At 40.4% G+C, this 16,573-nt stretch carries 19 protein-coding genes; 15 read left to right on the forward strand and 4 right to left on the reverse strand.

Going from position 1 to position 16,573, the window contains the following annotated elements; all coding sequences use genetic code 11:
• Positions 1 to 12 precede the first annotated feature (12 nt).
• Together ACFQ4X_RS04665 and ACFQ4X_RS04670 are read right to left on the reverse strand one after the other, a co-directional pair.
• Complete coding sequence (locus ACFQ4X_RS04665) at positions 13 to 501, reverse strand: NUDIX domain-containing protein (RefSeq protein ID WP_379833385.1); 489 nt, start codon at positions 499 to 501, stop codon at positions 13 to 15.
• Positions 502 to 557: 56 nt separating this feature from the next.
• On the reverse strand, positions 558 to 2,033 hold the full coding sequence (locus ACFQ4X_RS04670) for a methyl-accepting chemotaxis protein (protein WP_379833386.1): 1,476 nt from the start codon (positions 2,031 to 2,033) through the stop codon (positions 558 to 560).
• Between the two features lie 134 nt (positions 2,034 to 2,167).
• Here ACFQ4X_RS04670 and ACFQ4X_RS04675 point away from each other — a divergent pair, with 134 nt between their 5' ends.
• From ACFQ4X_RS04675 to ACFQ4X_RS04685, 3 genes are all read left to right on the forward strand, one after another.
• Positions 2,168 to 3,031, forward strand: a complete 864-nt coding sequence (locus tag ACFQ4X_RS04675) for a hypothetical protein (RefSeq protein WP_379833387.1) — start codon at positions 2,168 to 2,170, stop codon at positions 3,029 to 3,031.
• 118 nt (positions 3,032 to 3,149) lie between these two features.
• The gene (locus ACFQ4X_RS04680; protein WP_379833388.1) at positions 3,150 to 3,722 is read left to right on the forward strand and encodes an MEDS domain-containing protein; all 573 of its coding nucleotides are present in this window, start codon (positions 3,150 to 3,152) and stop codon (positions 3,720 to 3,722) included.
• A 112-nt stretch (positions 3,723 to 3,834) separates the two neighbouring features.
• The gene (locus tag ACFQ4X_RS04685; RefSeq protein ID WP_379833389.1) at positions 3,835 to 3,978 is read left to right on the forward strand and encodes a hypothetical protein; all 144 of its coding nucleotides are present in this window, start codon (positions 3,835 to 3,837) and stop codon (positions 3,976 to 3,978) included.
• Positions 3,979 to 4,284: 306 nt separating this feature from the next.
• Here ACFQ4X_RS04685 and cspD read toward each other — a convergent pair whose 3' ends face one another.
• Both cspD and ACFQ4X_RS04695 read right to left on the reverse strand, forming a co-directional pair.
• The gene (gene cspD, locus ACFQ4X_RS04690; protein WP_066237152.1) at positions 4,285 to 4,485 is read right to left on the reverse strand and encodes a cold-shock protein CspD; all 201 of its coding nucleotides are present in this window, start codon (positions 4,483 to 4,485) and stop codon (positions 4,285 to 4,287) included.
• 199 nt (positions 4,486 to 4,684) lie between these two features.
• Positions 4,685 to 4,975: a late competence development ComFB family protein gene (locus ACFQ4X_RS04695; RefSeq protein WP_066288578.1), complete on the reverse strand. Its 291-nt coding sequence runs from the start codon at positions 4,973 to 4,975 to the stop codon at positions 4,685 to 4,687.
• Between the two features lie 212 nt (positions 4,976 to 5,187).
• Between ACFQ4X_RS04695 and ACFQ4X_RS04700 the strand changes: the two genes are divergently transcribed.
• The 12 genes from ACFQ4X_RS04700 to ACFQ4X_RS04755 all read left to right on the forward strand — a co-directional run bounded on the left by ACFQ4X_RS04700 (position 5,188) and on the right by ACFQ4X_RS04755 (position 16,545).
• Positions 5,188 to 5,865, forward strand: a complete 678-nt coding sequence (locus tag ACFQ4X_RS04700) for a GntR family transcriptional regulator (RefSeq protein ID WP_379833390.1) — start codon at positions 5,188 to 5,190, stop codon at positions 5,863 to 5,865.
• A 4-nt stretch (positions 5,866 to 5,869) separates the two neighbouring features.
• Entirely contained in the window at positions 5,870 to 6,802 is a 933-nt protein-coding gene (gene hpaI, locus ACFQ4X_RS04705; RefSeq protein ID WP_379833391.1) for a 2,4-dihydroxyhept-2-ene-1,7-dioic acid aldolase, read from the forward strand.
• Positions 6,803 to 7,594: a fumarylacetoacetate hydrolase family protein gene (locus ACFQ4X_RS04710; protein ID WP_379833392.1), complete on the forward strand. Its 792-nt coding sequence runs from the start codon at positions 6,803 to 6,805 to the stop codon at positions 7,592 to 7,594.
• Positions 7,578 to 9,092, forward strand: coding sequence for a 5-carboxymethyl-2-hydroxymuconate semialdehyde dehydrogenase (hpaE, locus tag ACFQ4X_RS04715; protein WP_379833393.1), 1,515 nt, complete (start codon positions 7,578 to 7,580; stop codon positions 9,090 to 9,092). The genes ACFQ4X_RS04710 and hpaE overlap by 17 nt, the downstream gene beginning before the upstream one ends.
• A 12-nt stretch (positions 9,093 to 9,104) precedes the next feature.
• Complete coding sequence (gene hpaB / locus ACFQ4X_RS04720; RefSeq protein WP_379833394.1) at positions 9,105 to 10,580, forward strand: 4-hydroxyphenylacetate 3-monooxygenase, oxygenase component; 1,476 nt, start codon at positions 9,105 to 9,107, stop codon at positions 10,578 to 10,580.
• Positions 10,581 to 10,593: 13 nt separating this feature from the next.
• Positions 10,594 to 11,577 carry a 3,4-dihydroxyphenylacetate 2,3-dioxygenase gene (hpaD, locus tag ACFQ4X_RS04725; RefSeq protein ID WP_379833395.1) on the forward strand — a complete coding sequence of 328 codons (984 nt, stop codon included), beginning with the start codon at positions 10,594 to 10,596 and terminating at the stop codon, positions 11,575 to 11,577.
• 226 nt (positions 11,578 to 11,803) lie between these two features.
• The gene (iadA, locus tag ACFQ4X_RS04730) at positions 11,804 to 12,976 is read left to right on the forward strand and encodes a beta-aspartyl-peptidase (protein ID WP_379833396.1); all 1,173 of its coding nucleotides are present in this window, start codon (positions 11,804 to 11,806) and stop codon (positions 12,974 to 12,976) included.
• A 261-nt stretch (positions 12,977 to 13,237) separates the two neighbouring features.
• Positions 13,238 to 13,693 carry a pyridoxamine 5'-phosphate oxidase family protein gene (locus ACFQ4X_RS04735; protein WP_379833397.1) on the forward strand — a complete coding sequence of 152 codons (456 nt, stop codon included), beginning with the start codon at positions 13,238 to 13,240 and terminating at the stop codon, positions 13,691 to 13,693.
• 86 nt (positions 13,694 to 13,779) lie between these two features.
• Entirely contained in the window at positions 13,780 to 14,169 is a 390-nt protein-coding gene (locus ACFQ4X_RS04740; protein WP_379833398.1) for a hypothetical protein, read from the forward strand.
• Between the two features lie 124 nt (positions 14,170 to 14,293).
• Positions 14,294 to 14,899, forward strand: coding sequence for a TVP38/TMEM64 family protein (locus ACFQ4X_RS04745; protein ID WP_379833399.1), 606 nt, complete (start codon positions 14,294 to 14,296; stop codon positions 14,897 to 14,899).
• Positions 14,900 to 15,237: 338 nt separating this feature from the next.
• Positions 15,238 to 15,987, forward strand: coding sequence for a type I methionyl aminopeptidase (map, locus tag ACFQ4X_RS04750; protein ID WP_379833400.1), 750 nt, complete (start codon positions 15,238 to 15,240; stop codon positions 15,985 to 15,987).
• A 156-nt stretch (positions 15,988 to 16,143) separates the two neighbouring features.
• Positions 16,144 to 16,545: a DoxX family protein gene (locus ACFQ4X_RS04755; RefSeq protein ID WP_379833401.1), complete on the forward strand. Its 402-nt coding sequence runs from the start codon at positions 16,144 to 16,146 to the stop codon at positions 16,543 to 16,545.
• Positions 16,546 to 16,573 lie beyond the last annotated feature (28 nt).

Genomic DNA, 16,573 nt, shown 5'->3' on the forward strand with positions numbered 1-16,573 from the left:
TTTGCGGTTTTTTTATTTGTACTTTGGCAGTTGCAGAACTTCCCATGTATGATAAGACTTTCTTTCAGTGGTTATCTTCTTTTCTAAAAGGTAGTGTATTGCTTCAAGAACAAGGGGAGAACACCAATCTTCTTTCAATAATTCAGCGTCTTTCCATAAAACACCCTTAGAATCTTGATCTGGAATATCTGCTAGACTAATCTTATTCGATTCATCAACCGTACATAAATAATAGACAGCCGTATGCTGAGAGTGAGTCCATTGTTTATAATTCCACGGAAGTTCATAAGATCTTTCACCGGCTCTATCTGCTGTCAGTACCTTATAGCCGGTTTCTTCTAACACCTCCCGCACAATGGTTTCTATTTCTGTTTCACCACTTTCAGGTGTCCCGCCAGGAAGGTCAAGGCGGTTTTTATACGGTCCGCCGCTCTTTTCCACAGTGAGCAGGTGACCATTGTCATTTGTGCAGATGCAATAAATACCCCTATGTGTGTGCATGATAATCTCCTTAAAAAAACCTTTTCACTTTAACATGAAAAGGCATTTCCGTAAATTTATTCTTTTACAAGTTCATTCAATTCGGCTGTTAACGATTCAAATTTGTTGAAACTCGCAACAACTTCTTCCACACATCTTTGCTGCTCTTCTACACTTGCAAGTACTTCTTCAACAGCACCGCTTGATGTTTCTGCAGTTCCAGAAACAGATTGGATTTCTCCAACGATGTAACCTGTTGATTCATAAAGCTGATTGATCAATGTTTGCACTTGGAAAGATTGTGCCGCTACTTGATCTGTGTTTATTAAAATACGCCCGAAGTTGTCGGCTGTTTTCTGGGTTGCTTCAAGACTTGAGGTAACAACACCTTGTGAGCCGTCAACAAATTGTGCAGCCTGTTTTGCTTTGTTGCGGATTTCACCGAGGATGCTAGCGATTTGTTTAGTAGAGTTTTGTGAGTCTTCCGCCAACCTGCGAACTTCATCAGCAACCACAGCAAAACCGCGGCCTTGTTCACCAGCACGTGCGGCTTCAATAGCTGCATTCAGTGCAAGAAGATTTGTCTGTGAAGAGATTTCTTCAATCGTTGTCAGAATCCCTTCAATTGATTCACTTTGTTCGTTTAGTTCGTGCATTAATGAGTTGGTTTGGTGCATTAGTTTGCTGACTTCTTCCATCTTGGCAGATAGCTCCGAAACTTGGCTTTCTCCTGCCTTAGTTACTTGAGCTGTTTCTTCAGATAATTTTTTCATGTCGCTGGAGTGCTGATAAAGTCCTTTTGCAACATCATTTGTGTTTGTTACAGAGTCGTTCATCCCGCCAACACTAACTGCCTGGGACTCAACTCCTTTAGCCACTTCAGTAAAAGCGTAAGTGATGTTGCTTGAGATCTCACCGGTTCTTGTAACGTTTTCTCTTACAGACTGACTGAAGATGTGCAGATTTTCAGTTGCTTCTTTTACCTTCGCTAACAGATGTTCAAGCTTGACCTTATCATTTTCGGCCTGCTGTTCAGCTGTTCGAATATTTTCCTGCATACGCTGCCCCATTTTGGCTTGAGCAACCAGCGCACCCGTAATCACAATAAGAAACACATTTAATGAAATGATGATTTTTGGATCTTGTCCAGCAAACATGGAATCTTTATATTGAAAAAAGAAAAAATTGGTTAACAAAACTCCGCTTACACCCGATAGTAAGATAGAAATATAATTATGGTATAGCGTGATTACAGCAAGAGATACATAAGTCATCAAGTAAGTGGAGATTTTCGGATTCGAGTGTGCCATGATAACCGTTAAGACCGTCATACCGAAAACCACGTAATACTGAACAGCATGCGGCGCCCATTTTCGGTAAGTCCAAACTGTGAGCGAGAGAAGAATTACTAATCCTGATAAACCATAAAACATAACACTGTTAATGGTTTTTGTGCTCGCATATGTACTTCCGAGTCCAAGAAAGAACATTCCCCATAACATTTTCGTTACAAGCTTGTTCGTTTGTAAATTTGAGGCAAATGATGGATTCAAAATTTTTCATCTCCGTTTTAGAATGTATAAGTACTGCCTTTATATCGACATATATTTTTAAGTTTTAAAGGTGTAATTACCAGTATGTAACAATTTTTTTATAAGTGTCGTCTAAATTAATGAGGTGATGAATCATGACAACAAAGATATGGATGAAGAGTTCAATTTTCGCACTTGCAGTTATATTATCGGCGTGCAGCGGTGACGCAAAGGATACAGAGAAAAAAGAAGCGATTAAACAATCAGCAGAACCGGCACAAGTTGCAGATCAAAAGGAAGAACCAGCACCAGAACCAGCAGCATCTATTGAAGAAGAAGGTATTTATATCGGACAGATCGACAATAACTCAATTGAAGTAGAAGCAGCGGGCGATACACTTGTCCTCCGATTGTCTGATGAAGTACGAGACACAGTTGCACATTTAGAAGAAGGATTAAAAGTTTCGATCGTTTACAAGAAAAACGAGAATGATCAATGGATCCTCGAAAAGATTACTGCTGCTGACTCTGGAACAGGTGAGCCGGCTGCCTCACAAACTCTTAAATATACTGTCAATGGAACCACGGTCGAGAAGGAAGCTGCTCTAACAGAGAGTGAACAAGATTACTACTTTTATAAAATAGATGAATTTGAGTTTACAGCTGAAGAACCGCGAAAAGACGTAATGTTCGCTACAGAGTTTGCGGAAACGTTCGTCAGAATAGAGCCGCTTTCAGAAAATGCATCTATTGAAGATCTTAAAAAATGGGCAAACGATGAACTTGCGGCTGTTGGAGAAGTAAAAGAAGTGAATGGATTAGAAACAGCTGGTCCTGCTTTTGAATCTACTCAGCTATTTATTACGGCTTCAAAAGATTCCTTTAAGAAATATATCGTCATCCATGAGATGGAGAGCGGAGATAAAGTGAAATACACGATTAATCTTGCGCAGCATAAAAAAACAGCCGAGTGGGAGCAGGCGATTTGGGCGATGCTTTCCACATTAAAAACTAAATAAATGCAAAAAAAAAAGCGTTCTTAATGGACGCTTTTTTAATTTAGAAGGATTTCTGTAAAATACAAAGAATTTAATGTATATAAACATTAAGATTATTAATAATGGGGAGGGTAAACACTTGAATATAAAAATAAATGAACTACTACAAAATCATAAAAGTGCACATCTGCTTTATGCATTTAACGGCATGGATAATTACATACGGAGTGCAGTCAATTTCATCCTAGATGGTGTTTCTTTGGGTCAATCTATTATTCTTATAGAAAATGAAAGGTATTTACCTCACCTCATGAAAGAGTTGAAAAAACATTTGAATGAAAATGAAATGGCTAAAATCCATCAAATAAATAATTTCGACTTTTATTTTTCCAGTGGGAGCTATCATCCTCCAGCAATTCTTAATTACATTGAAAACATGTATAAGCCTTTTTTGGATGAGAATATAACATTCCGCACATGGACGCATGTAGAATGGAGCACGATAGATGGACCATTATCGATAGTAGAAGAACTTGAAAAAGTGGTCGATAGACTTGTAGCCGATATGGGTCTGGTCATAATGTGTGCATATGAAGAAGAAGGCATGCCTGAGTCACTCAAATTATCACTGCTGCGAACCCACAAATTTATATTGTCAGATGATGATGTAGTTTTTTCAGATCTATATAAAGTAGAGGATTTAATAAAATAATTTCATGGGCGCGGGGATATTAGTTCGATAATTAGAATCATTAAAGTAGCATGTGGCATATAATATTTGCAAAGGATAAAAAAGTTTCCTTAAGGAAAGATGGGTGAATGCCATGTGGTACAAAGAAAGCTCTTTGTTTAAACTGCAGCAATATACACTGATCCTGCATAAGCTCGGTATATTTTCGCAGGAAGATAAGGTAGACATACTTGGGAAGATCGAGAGCTATAAATCTAAAATTACATTTAAAGAGTAGAGGTTCCTGGTCCGGGGAGCCTCTTCTTTTTATTGAGGTTCTTTTATAAAAGTTTGTTGCTTTTGAGTCTTTTGTCACTTCTCTTCATTGACACGTTGATTGGAGTGCAAGTGCGAGACTCCTGCGGGATCAGCGGGACAGGTGAGACCCCGACAGGCTTGATTAGCCTAGGGGGCTCACCGCACGCCCCGCGGAAAGCGAGCATCCTGGAGCGGAAATCAACCACTTCCAACAGCACCATAGTTAAAGCAAACAGCCAAAGAAAAAAACCGGCAACAGTATACCGGTTTTGTATATAAGTTATACTTATTTTTTAGTTACGTTAGCTGCTTGTGGTCCGCGAGCTCCGTCAACGATTTCGAATTCTACTTCTTGACCTTCGTCAAGTGATTTGAATCCTTCAGATTGAATAGCAGAAAAGTGTACGAATACATCATCTCCACCTTCAACTTCGATGAAACCAAAACCTTTTTCTGCGTTAAACCATTTTACTTTACCTGTTTGCATGTGAATGCCTCCTAGAACGTTTGCACATTTGTGCCGTAATTACCAAACAACTTTCAAACTCTTAATTAAGATGTAATCCAGTCCGGAATGGTTGTCACAAATATATCACAAAGCTGCTTGTCCCGCAAGGAACTATTCTGAAAAATAGGAATAAAGAGACACGTGCTTTTTATTAAAAGACTAAAGCAAAAACCATCTTCTACTCTTGGGAGGAGGATGGTTTTAAGTCATGTGAAGGACGCGTTGCTACGATGCCTGTTGCCTTAACGATCTGGTTCAAAATATTTACTCGTGATTGGTCATCAAAGTTTTGTGCTTTTACGTATGCATAGCCATCTTCATTTGATACATAGCGAGGAGGTAAATTATTGAGTGTAATGGCAAAAACATCTGCTTTACAAATCTCACATTTACAAGGAAGCTGAAGCTGTCCCCAATAATTCCGTAATGCTTCATCTACTAGTATTTCCATTGCATTTTTCACATTCATGGGTTAGTTACCCCTTTATACACAATCTATATGAATAGAATAGCTTATTTTTACTACAAGTGTAAACTTCTAAAGTCTTTATCATGACCTTATAACTAGTATATTTTTAATTATATCCCGAAAACATTACTATCTTACTAAATTGACAATAATATATGATTTTTCTGAAAATACACTTGAAATCATATATGATTTGAGATTAACATAGAATTATGAATACTCAACAAAAACCCAACAAGCAGCAATATGCTTACCAAGTCATCCGTTCCCGCATCTTAGATGGAAGATACCCGCCTGGCCACAAGCTCGTAATTGATCAGCTGGCAAGGGAGCTTCAAACGAGTGCCATTCCTGTTCGTGAAGCGATCAGGCTGCTCGAAGCTGATTCCCTTATTTCTTTCAAACCCTATTCAGGAGCGATTGTTACCCCCTTTGATGAAGAAGCATATTTAGAGACATTGTCTGTACTAGCCGTACTAGAAGGTTTTGCAACAGCAGAATCGTCTAAATCCTTTCCTCATGAAAAACTTGACGAACTAAGAGCATACACCAAGTTAATGGAAGAAGCACTTGATTCACTTGATTTTTCTCTTTTCTCCAACTACAACAAAGAATTCCACAAACTTACCTACAAATATTGCTCAAACCAGTTTTTAATGGAACAAATTCATTCAACTTGGGAGAGACTTGGTACAGTCCGAAAGAGCGGTATGACAATGAAACCTTCCAGAATGAAACGATCCATTGCTGAACATTACTTGCTAATTGAAATGATTGAAAAGAGAGAAGATCCAGAGAAAATTGAGTCTTTTACACGCAATCATAAGTTGAACACGCTGAAAGCTTTTCTTGAGGACAAATCTAGTCAGCCCCAAACAATCAATTACTAAGGAGATGAAAAGAATGAATGCAGAAGAAGCAAAAAAGACGCTTCGTGGATCCATTGCGCCTATCATTACACCTTTTCACGAGGATGAATCACTTGATCTTGATACGCTTAAAAGTTTAATAGACTGGCATATCCAGTCAGGGAGTCATGGTATTTCGGTAACCGGGACAACAGGAGAGCCTTCGTCACTAACGCTGAAAGAACGCGAGCAAGTGATGGAAATAGCCATTAAGGCTGTAAACAAACGTGTACCGATTGTTCCGGGTACAGGCTCAACAAACCACCAAGAATCACTTCATCTCACAAAACTCGCACAAGAAATGGGAGCAGATGCTGCTATGGTCATCGTCCCATACTACAACAAGCCTTCACAGCATGCACTTTACAAACATTTTAAGACAATTGCAGACAGTGTGGATATACCGCTTATCATCTATAACATTCCAGGGAGAACAGCCGTTAACCTTGAAGTGAAAACACTTGCCCGACTTAACGAAGATTGTCCGAATATTATCGGTGTAAAAGAATCGAATAAAGACTTTGAACACATTAATCGTGTGCTATTACACTGCGGACGTGATTTTTTGCTGTATTCAGGAATTGAGCTGCTTTGTTATCCAATGCTTGCAATCGGTGGAGCTGGGTACATATCCGCAACAGCAAACGTGCTGCCGTCAAAAGTAGCTGAAGTCTATAACGCATGGGAAGCAGGAAATGTAGAAGAAGCTATGAAGCTTCATTACGATCTTATGCCATTGAACGATGTTCTTTTTAAAGACACGAACCCGGCACCTTTAAAAGCTGCACTCGGAATGATGGGGAAAATCAATCCAACATTGAGAATGCCGATGGACTTACCGTCAGAATCCTTGCAGAAGGAAATCAGATCTGTACTTGCTGATTATGGATTAGTAGAAAAAATAGGGAGTGAAGCGTAAATGAAACATGCAAGAGTGATATATGAGGGAAGAGGACAAAAAGGAACGGTAACCGATGATGTTATTACATTTTCATCAGGAAAAACAGCAAACATAAAGGACATTGAAACATGGCTTCCGCCTTTTCAGCCTAATAAGATGATCGGGCTTGCACTGAACTATGCTGACCACGCAGATGAACTGGGCCTAGAAAAGCCTGCTGAACCCGTTCTTTTTATAAAACCAAATTCATCTCTAGTCGGACATAAAGGGCAAGTATTCTATCCTGACGGTGCAACTTACATGCATTATGAAAACGAACTTGCCGTTGTGATCGGAAAAGAAGGAAGAAACATTAAAGCTGAAAATGCGATGGATTTTGTAAGCGGTTACACAATTGCGAATGATGTAACAGTACGTGACTTCGTTAACAATTGGTACCGTCCCCCGGTACGTGCAAAGGGACACGATACGTTTGGTCCGATGGGTCCTTTTTATGTAGATGCTGCAGATATTCCTGATGTAACAAACCTTGAACTCCGCACATATGTAAACGGTGAACTCAGACAGCAAGGCAACACGAAAGATTTGATGTATTCCATTCCAGAAATCATCGAGTTCGTGTCTTCATTTATGACGCTTGAGCCGAACGATGTGATCTGGACAGGTACTCCGAAAGGAATCTCACATGTGCATCCAGGAGATGTTGTAAGACTTGAAATCGACTATCTTGGCGTATTGGAAAACACGATTGTTGATGGTCGTTCAGAAAAGGTACCAACGGGAGGGAAGGACAATGAAGCCAGAAGTTAACGAGACGATCCGTCATTATATTAACGGACAATTCGTGCCAGGCCATACTGGTGAATTCTTTGTAAACTTGAACCCTTTTACAAATGAAAAAATTAATACAGTCAGTGAAGGGACAAAGGAAGATATTAACCTGGCTGCAAAAGCGGCAAAAGAAGCCTTCAAAAGAGGACCTTGGGGAAAGATGAAGCAAGAGAAGCGTCTTCAGTACATCTATAAAATTGCGGAGTTAATCGATCGTGACATTGAAGAGATCGCCTTGCTCGAATCCTATGATACAGGTCTGCCGATTGCACAAACGAGAAAGATGGTTGGCCGTGCAGCAGATAACTTCAGATTTTATGCGGAGATGGTAAAAAACCGCATGTCTGGTGAAGCGTATCACGTGGATGACGAGTTCATGAACTACACCATTCAAAAACCTGTAGGAGTTGCAGGGCTAATCACACCATGGAATGCACCATTCATGCTTGAAACGTGGAAAATCGCTCCAGCTCTTGCGACGGGGAATACTGTGATTTTAAAACCTGCTGAGTGGTCGCCGCTGACAGCTAACAAACTTGCCGAACTAGTTGATGAAGCAGGATTGCCACAAGGTGTCTTCAACGTTGTTCACGGTTTTGGTGAAAAAGCAGGGGCTTCACTTGTAGCGCATCCGGACGTGCAGCTCATCTCTTTTACAGGGGAGACGAAGACAGGATCGGAAATTATGAAGAACGGAGCGGATTCTTTAAAACGCTTCTCGATGGAACTTGGCGGCAAATCTCCAATTATCGTATTTGATGACTGTGACATGGAACGTGCAATGGATGCTTGTGTGTGGGGAATCTTCTCTTTTAACGGTGAGAGATGCACAGCGAACTCTCGTTTGTTTGTGCAGGAATCTATTAAAGATGAATTCGTGGCCAAGCTGAAAGAGAGAGTTGACAACATTATTGTTGGTGACCCATCCGATCCTGATACGGAAGTGGGGCCGCTCATTCATAATGATCATTATGAAAATGTGAAACGCTATTTGAAGATTGCGGAAGATGAAGGGGCTGAAGTCTACAGCCAGCAGCTCTCTGAATCTCATAAAAAAGGAAACTTTGTAGCTCCTACTCTTTTATTAAATGTTAAAAATGATATGACTGTTGCCCAAGAAGAAATTTTCGGTCCGGTACTCTCAGTAATGACCTTTAAAGATGAAGCAGAAGTCATCGATTATGCAAATGACATTAAGTACGGACTTGCGGGTTATGTCTGGACAAACGATATGAAAAAAGGACTTCGTGTGGCAAACGCTGTTGAAGCGGGCATGCTGTGGGTTAATTCGCAAAACGTACGGGATCTGCGCATTCCTTTCGGCGGATCAAAAAACTCAGGAATCGGCCGTGAAGGCGGGCATTATGCGTTTGAATTTTATACGGAAATGAAAGTCGTGCATGTAGCTCTCGCTGACCATCACATTCAGCAGTTCGGAAAGAAAAAACAATCGCTTCAGACGGAAGCAAAACACTAAGGAGGGATTTCTTTGCCTGCACGTACGGGGGAACAATATATTCAAGGAATCAAGAAGGCAAAAAATAACGTATGGATTCATGGTAAAAAAGTTGATGATGTACCTTCGCATCCAGCATTCCGAAACATTGTGAGATCCATTGCAAACCTGTATGACCTCCAGCATGAAAAAGCAGACAAGATGTTATATACCTCTGAGAAGACAGGCGAGCAGGTAGGACTATCCTTCATCGCGCCTAAAACGGTTGAAGATCTGATCCGCCGCCGCGAGATGATTTCCGAATGGGCTGGTTACACAGGCGGAATGATGGGACGCACCCCGGATTACCTGAATACAAGTGTGATGGCATTCGGTACAGCGGACAGCTTCTTTGCTCAAGATGATCCGATGTTCGCGGAAAACGCAAAAAAGTATTATGAGTATTGCAGGGAGAATGACATCAGCTTAACGCATACGCTCATACATCCGCAAACAAACCGTTCAAAAAAGCAGTCCGAACAAAAAGACCCATATTTATCAGCCCGTATCGTTGAAAAGAACAAAGATGGAATCGTTGTAAAAGGAGCTAGATTGCTTGCAACACTTGGGGGAGTTACCGATGAGATCGTTGTATTCCCCTCAACGTTGAACAAGGCGTCCTCTGAGGATGATCCATACGCAATGGCATTTGCGATTCCGAACAACACAGAAGGTCTTAAGTTCTTATGCCGTGAATCCTTCGATCAAGGGAGAAGCCAGTGGGATCATCCCTTAAGCTCTCGTTTTGAAGAGAGTGACGCAATTGTTGTATTTGATAATGTTCTTGTTCCATGGGAACGTGTTTTTGTCAGCGGCAACTCTGACATTTGCAATCGCACTTATGTGGAGACGAACGCAATTGTCCACATGGCGCATCAAGTAATTGCAAAGAATACAGTGAAAACTGAGTTTGTCCTTGGCGTAATTCTGAACATGATGGAATCCATCGGAATAGATGTGTTCCCGCATGTAAAAGAAAAAGCGTCTGAAGTAATGCTGATATTAGAGACAATGCGTTCTCACTTATACCGTGCAGAACACAATGCATCGATCGATAAATATGGCAATATGACACCAGACTTTGCACCATTAAACGCAGCCCGTAACTGGTATCCAAAGATGTATCAGCGTATTGTGGAGATCGTGAAAATTCTTGGTGCATCAGGCTTAATGGGAATACCGACTGAAGCAGACTTTAATGCTGATGACATCGGTGAGCTCGTTCACCGCTATACACAAGGCGCAAATATTGATGGATATGAGCGTACTCAATTATTCCGATTAGCATGGGATATTTCCATCAGCACTTTCGGGGGACGCCAAGCTCTTTATGAATATTATTTCTTTGGCGACCCGGCGCGTATGTCGAATATCTATTATGATCAATTCAACAAAGAGCCTTATAAAGCAATGGTGAAAGACTTTTTAAATCGTGTGAAATCTTCAAATCATAATTATACGAGTGTATAGGGAGGTGCCGACGTTGGATTTTAACATTATACGTATCGCGCGAGTTGTCATGAACGTGACTGATCTCAACGCTTCCCGTGATTTTTATGTAAATGCTCTAGGATTCATTGAAACAGCATCTACTTCAGAATGGATGGCTTTAAGGGGATTAGAAGAGCATTGTCATCATAGCCTTCTTTTGAAAAAAGCCGAAAAGCCAGGCGTGCATGCCGTGAGCTATAAAGTGTGGGAAGATGGTCACTTGAATGCTTTAGAGTCCTTCTTTAAAGGAAAAGGGGCAAAAGTACTTTGGAAAGAAGCTGATAAGTCGGTTGGAATCGGCAAAACACTGAGTGTAGAAGACCCTTCAGGCATTCCTCTCGAGTTTTTCGTCGAAATGGAAGGTGCTGAGCGCTGCATTCAAAAGTATGATTTATACCGCGGTGCCCGTGTTCAGCGCATCGATCATATCAATTGTATGGTTCCTGACGTGGAAGCAGCTGTAGCATTCTATACGGATGAACTCGGATTCAGGGTTTCAGAGTATACAGCAACTGAAGATGACAGGACTTGGGCTGCATGGCTTCACCGAAAACCAACCGTCCATGACGTAGCATTCATGAATGGTGAAGGTCCGCGCTTGCATCATGTAGGCTTCTGGCTGTCAGATCCGATGAGTCTCATTCATTGCTGTGATGTGATGGCAAGTATGGGTTATGCAGATAATATCGAGCGCGGTCCAGGGCGTCATGGATTATCGAATGCCTTTTTCCTATACATTCGCGACCCGGATGGAAACCGCATCGAACTGTACAATGGGGATTACTTAACGAGTGATCCAGATTTTAAGCCTATTAAGTGGGATATTAACGATCCGAGAAGGCAGACGTTTTGGGGACATAAAGCCCCTGATAGCTGGTTTAACGAGGCGACTTCGTTTTTAGATATGGAAACTGGTGAGCCGGTAAAGCAAAAAAGCCCGACTTTGGCGCAGCGCAAGCCGGACTTTGTAACGTGATTATATAAATAGGGAAGCTGACTCAGATATTTGTTCTCGAGTCAGCTTTTTTGCTAGTTCAGCGAGATTTATACTCGCTGGACGAGCGCCATACAGAATTTATGAGACCTTTAAAATAAGCAGCAGCAGTATAATTTCATTTCCTTTATAAACTGTTTCGTAGATAATAGACTTATAATTATAGATCGTACATTTTTAGATATATGTAAGAAAAAGGACTGATATCATGTTTACATTGATTAAAGGCGGCGAGGTATATGCACCTCATCATCTTGGTAAAAAGGACATATTAATAGCTGCAGGAAAAATCGCAAAAATCTCAGATCACATCGAATGGCGCTCATCCGATATTGGTATCCATGTAATCGATGCAACGAACAAAATCGTTACACCAGGATTTATTGATGCTCACGTTCATATTACAGGGGGCGGAGGAGAAGGCGGATACAAAACAAGAACGCCAGAAATTTATTTGTCCGACGTAACCCTTGCTGGTGTTACGACCATTGTTGGAGTAATTGGTACTGATGGAACTGCTCGCACGATGACAAATTTAATCGCAAAAGCGAAAGCACTTAAAGAAGAAGGAATCTCTTGCTTTGTGCACACTGGCTCTTATCAGGTACCTGTAAAAACGCTGACAGGAAGCATCGAAACCGACATCATGATGGTTGATGAGGTTATCGGAGTTGGAGAGATTGCTATTGCCGACCATCGATCCTCTCAGCCCCAAGCTCATGAACTCGCAAGGCTCGCCTCTCAAGCACGTGTTGCAGGAATGCTGTCTGGGAAAGCGGGTGTAGTCAACATCCACCTCGGTGATTCAAAAAGCATGCTTTCTTTAATTGAAGAAGTAGTAGAAACAACGGATCTCCCAGTTTCTCAATTTTATCCGACGCACATCAACCGAAATTCTTATGTGTTTGAAGCCGGAATCGAGTACGCAAAAAAGGGCGGCTATGTAGACTTTACAACAAGTACAACGAAACAGTTTATAGAAGAAGGCGAAGTGAAATGCAGCGCGGGGTTAAAACGAATGATTGATGCGGGAGTGCCTAGTGAACTCATTACATTCACGTCTGATGCACAAGGAAGTTTGCCTGCTTTTAATGAACGGGGAGAATTTACCGGACTTCGTATCGGTAAAGTTAATTCTTTATATAAAGAAGTAAGAGATGCTGTCCTTCAAGAGGGGATACCGCTCGAAACAGCCTTGCAGACGATTACAAGCAACCCTGCACGAGTTCTAAAGCTTAAAGAAAAAGGAGTTCTAGCAGAGGGACTTCATGCTGATCTTGTTCTACTGAATAAGGATAATCTTAACATCGATTCTGTAATCGCACTCGGCCAAGTGATGGTTCAGGACGGAAAAGCGATTATAAGAGGAATATTTGAGTAAAGAGGCTGTCCCAAAAGTAAGGTGAACTTACTTTTGGCAGCCCTAATTTTTTATTTTTAACAAATAAAAAATAAATAATATCGTCCAAATTTATCAATCTAATCGAGTTTATTTGGACGTTATCTAAATAGGATTAAATAAAAAGAGGCATGACTTCTAAAGTTTTTATACTTTTGAGTCGGTCTCTTTTTCATTTTTCTGAAGAGAAATATATGGTAAAATAAACAGTATACATACAAAAAAAATTAAGGTGGCGATCACATGGCGAAACAGGAAACACCAACAAAGTTAAGTCCTGAATTGTTTGAACACCTGCAAGGCGAGCAGCTTGTATTACTTGGTACAGTTGACGCAGAATCTAATGCTCCATCCGTAAATGCAATTTCCTGGGTAAAGAGTTTATCAGAAGAAAAAATTCGTTTTACAGTAACAAACAATTCCCGCATCGTTACTAACATTCAAGCAAATCCTAATGTAGTGATGACAGTTGTCGGGCTGGAAACCGTGTATTCGATTAACGGAAAAGCGAATATCCTGGAAAACGCTATGGCGGATGTACCTCTTAAGCTTGCAAAAATTGAAGTAAATATTGAACACGTATTTGAGAGCATGTTCTGGGGTGCTAAGATCGTCCAAGAACCGGTTTATGAAAAAACGTATAATGAAAAGAAAGCGAAAGAGCTGGATGAACAGGTATATGCTGCTCTTATGAAGTAAACCTGCCAGAATTATGAGGAAGCAGCAGAAACCGTCTTAAAGCATGTTAAGGCGGTTTTTATTATACCGAAAAGAGGGTGACTTAAATGACAGCTGCCTGGCGTATGCTGCTTTTATCCGGATTGATATCTGTCTTTACCGGTATTTACTTTGTAACGGACTTGTTAAAAACGAAGTCAGTGGCAGGGATGGGATTATGGGGGTACTTTCTTTTATTTTGGGGGATAGCTGCTGTCATGTTCTCGTTTAAACGGCTGCCGTTTTTTTGGTTGATGAAAGTTTTAGCGGCAGCAGGTATTCTGCTTCATGGATCACTTTTTTTATATTGGCTGTTGTTTCCTGAAGGTCTTGGACAGGAATTGGGCAAAGGAAATTCATTTTATGGTATTACCTCAGGGCTTTCCGCTGTTTTCTGCATCTTCATAATCGGAAAAAAGAATAAGAAAATAATCCGTTCGCATTCAATTTCAAAATAGTGTGCTTTTTTGAATTATGATAAAATTATAGGAATGAAAGACTCCTTGTTTTTCCTCGATTCAGTTTTAAAAGTGTTAACGATGGCAACGATGAGGGTATGAGGAAGAAAAGGGTGAGCGAACGATGAATTGGAAAAATTGGCAGCAATATTTTACAGAAGACAACATACTTAAATTACTTGAGCAATACCGTGATCTAGGCTTTTTGCCAGGTATTCTATTACCGATGCTTGAATCATTTATTCCAATCTTGCCATTATTCCTTTTTGTAGCGGGTAATGCAGCTGCATACGGATTTTGGTTAGGTTTTATCTATTCATGGGTCGGAGTTTGTTTAGGTTCAGCTATTGTCTTTTTGTTAGTTCGCAAATTCGGACAAAAACGATTCTTGAACTTCTTAAACAGACATACAAACACAACGCGGATGCTGAACTGGGTGGAACGCCACGGATTTGGAATGCTCTTCTTAATCTATTGTTTTCCTTTCACGCCTTCAGCATTAGTTAACGTCGTTGGCGGGCTTTCCCGGATTAATATTAAAACTTTTTTATTAGCTTTAACGCTCGGTAAACTAGTAATGATCGCGATTGTTTCTTTCATTGGCTACGATTTTGTAGATGTTTTGAAAAGCCCATTAAAATTAGGGTTAATCGTGTTCGGTATATTTGTTCTATGGCTAGGCGGCAAAGTAGTTGAATCCAGATTAAAACAATCAGAACATCAGGCTTAATTTATAGCCTGGTGTTTTTTTACTTATAGGCTTTTCTAAAAGTTTAGGGACTTTGAGCTGAATAGAAAGATTTTGAGCGAAACTAAAGGCAGTTTGAGCGTAGCGAGAAAATCTTGAGCGTAACTCGACGTTTTTGAGTGAAACTCAATGAGTCTGAGCGAAAGTGTAATAAATATAAGAACATGTACCGTAAAATTGCATCTGCAAAGGATATGAAATACCAACCATATGGTAGTCAACGAGGTCTTTACAAAAACGATCCAAATCTTAATCAGACAATTTTTCACGCAAAACTTTTCCTCGGAATATAGTTTAAAAAGAGGAAGGGAGAGGGCGGTTTGGTTGAGATTAAATCCGATAAACAAATAGAGAAAATGAAACATGCAGGAACAATCCTTGCTGAATGTCACAAAGCTTTAAGCAAAATGGTCTTGCCAGGAATTACAACGTTAGAACTTGATCAATTGGTGGAGCGCTTTCTTCACGAGAGAGGTGCAAAACCTGCGCAAAAAGGGTATATGGGCTATCCTTTCGCAACGTGTTCATCTGTAAACAATGAGGTCTGCCATGGCCTTCCTAATAGAAAACCTTTAAAAAATGGTGATATCCTTACCGTCGATTTTGTTGTGAATCATGATGGATGGCTTGCTGACTCAGCATGGTCATATGGAGTTGGGAAAATCGCGCCAGAAGCACAGAGGTTAATGAAAGCAACTAGAAAAGCATTATATAAAGGTATAGAACAAGCGCAAGTCGGCAACCGATTAGGAGATATAGGGAACGCTATTGAATCCTATGCCGGCAGAAAAGGATATTCTATTGTTAGAGAATTCATCGGTCATGGTATTGGTCGGGAAATACATGAAGAACCACAAGTTCATCATGTTGGCGAACGGAATACAGGTATTAAATTAAAAGAAGGTATGGTCATAACGATAGAGCCCATTTTCAATCAAGGGCTGCCTTTTATAACGATGGGTTCAGATGGATGGACGGCATTGACGTACGATGGAAGTTTATCAGCCCAATATGAACATACTGTTGCCATAACAAGAAATGGACCGATTATTTTAACTGAACAAGCTTAAAACTGGATTTGCCGCATACTCTTTATAAAAGGAATGCGGTCATTTTTTTGCCCTTATAATTATTTTTTTAAAGTAACTTGACATAGACAAGTTACATATTGTAATATACTAACATAAAGTAAGTAAAAATAAACTTAAGAAAGAGGGAATCATTATATGTTATCTTTAGGATTACTTATTATACGTCTAGTTGTTGGTCTGGCACTTGCTGCTCACGGAGCGCAAAAGTTATTCGGTTGGTTTGGAGGCTATGGTTTAAAAGGAACAGGAGGCTGGCTGGAGTCAATTGGAATAAAGCCTGGCTACACGATGGCTCTAATAGCAGGACTTGCGGAATTTGGCGGGGGATTGCTTTTTGCTGCAGGACTCTTTACAGAAATAGGGGCGATCTTAATCGCTGCTACTATGCTTGTGGCCATCCTTAAAGTCCACTTGCAGAATGGTTTTTGGGTGACAGCTAACGGATACGAATTCAATCTTGTCCTTATTGCCGTAGTGGTGGGAGTTGCGTTAACAGGCGCAGGTACTTATTCACTTGATTATTTATGGCTGAAGTAGGGAAATAGAATAAAAATAGAGAGGAAAC

The organism is Fictibacillus halophilus (assembly GCF_042680145.1).
Classification (GTDB): domain Bacteria; phylum Bacillota; class Bacilli; order Bacillales; family Fictibacillaceae; genus Fictibacillus; species Fictibacillus halophilus_A.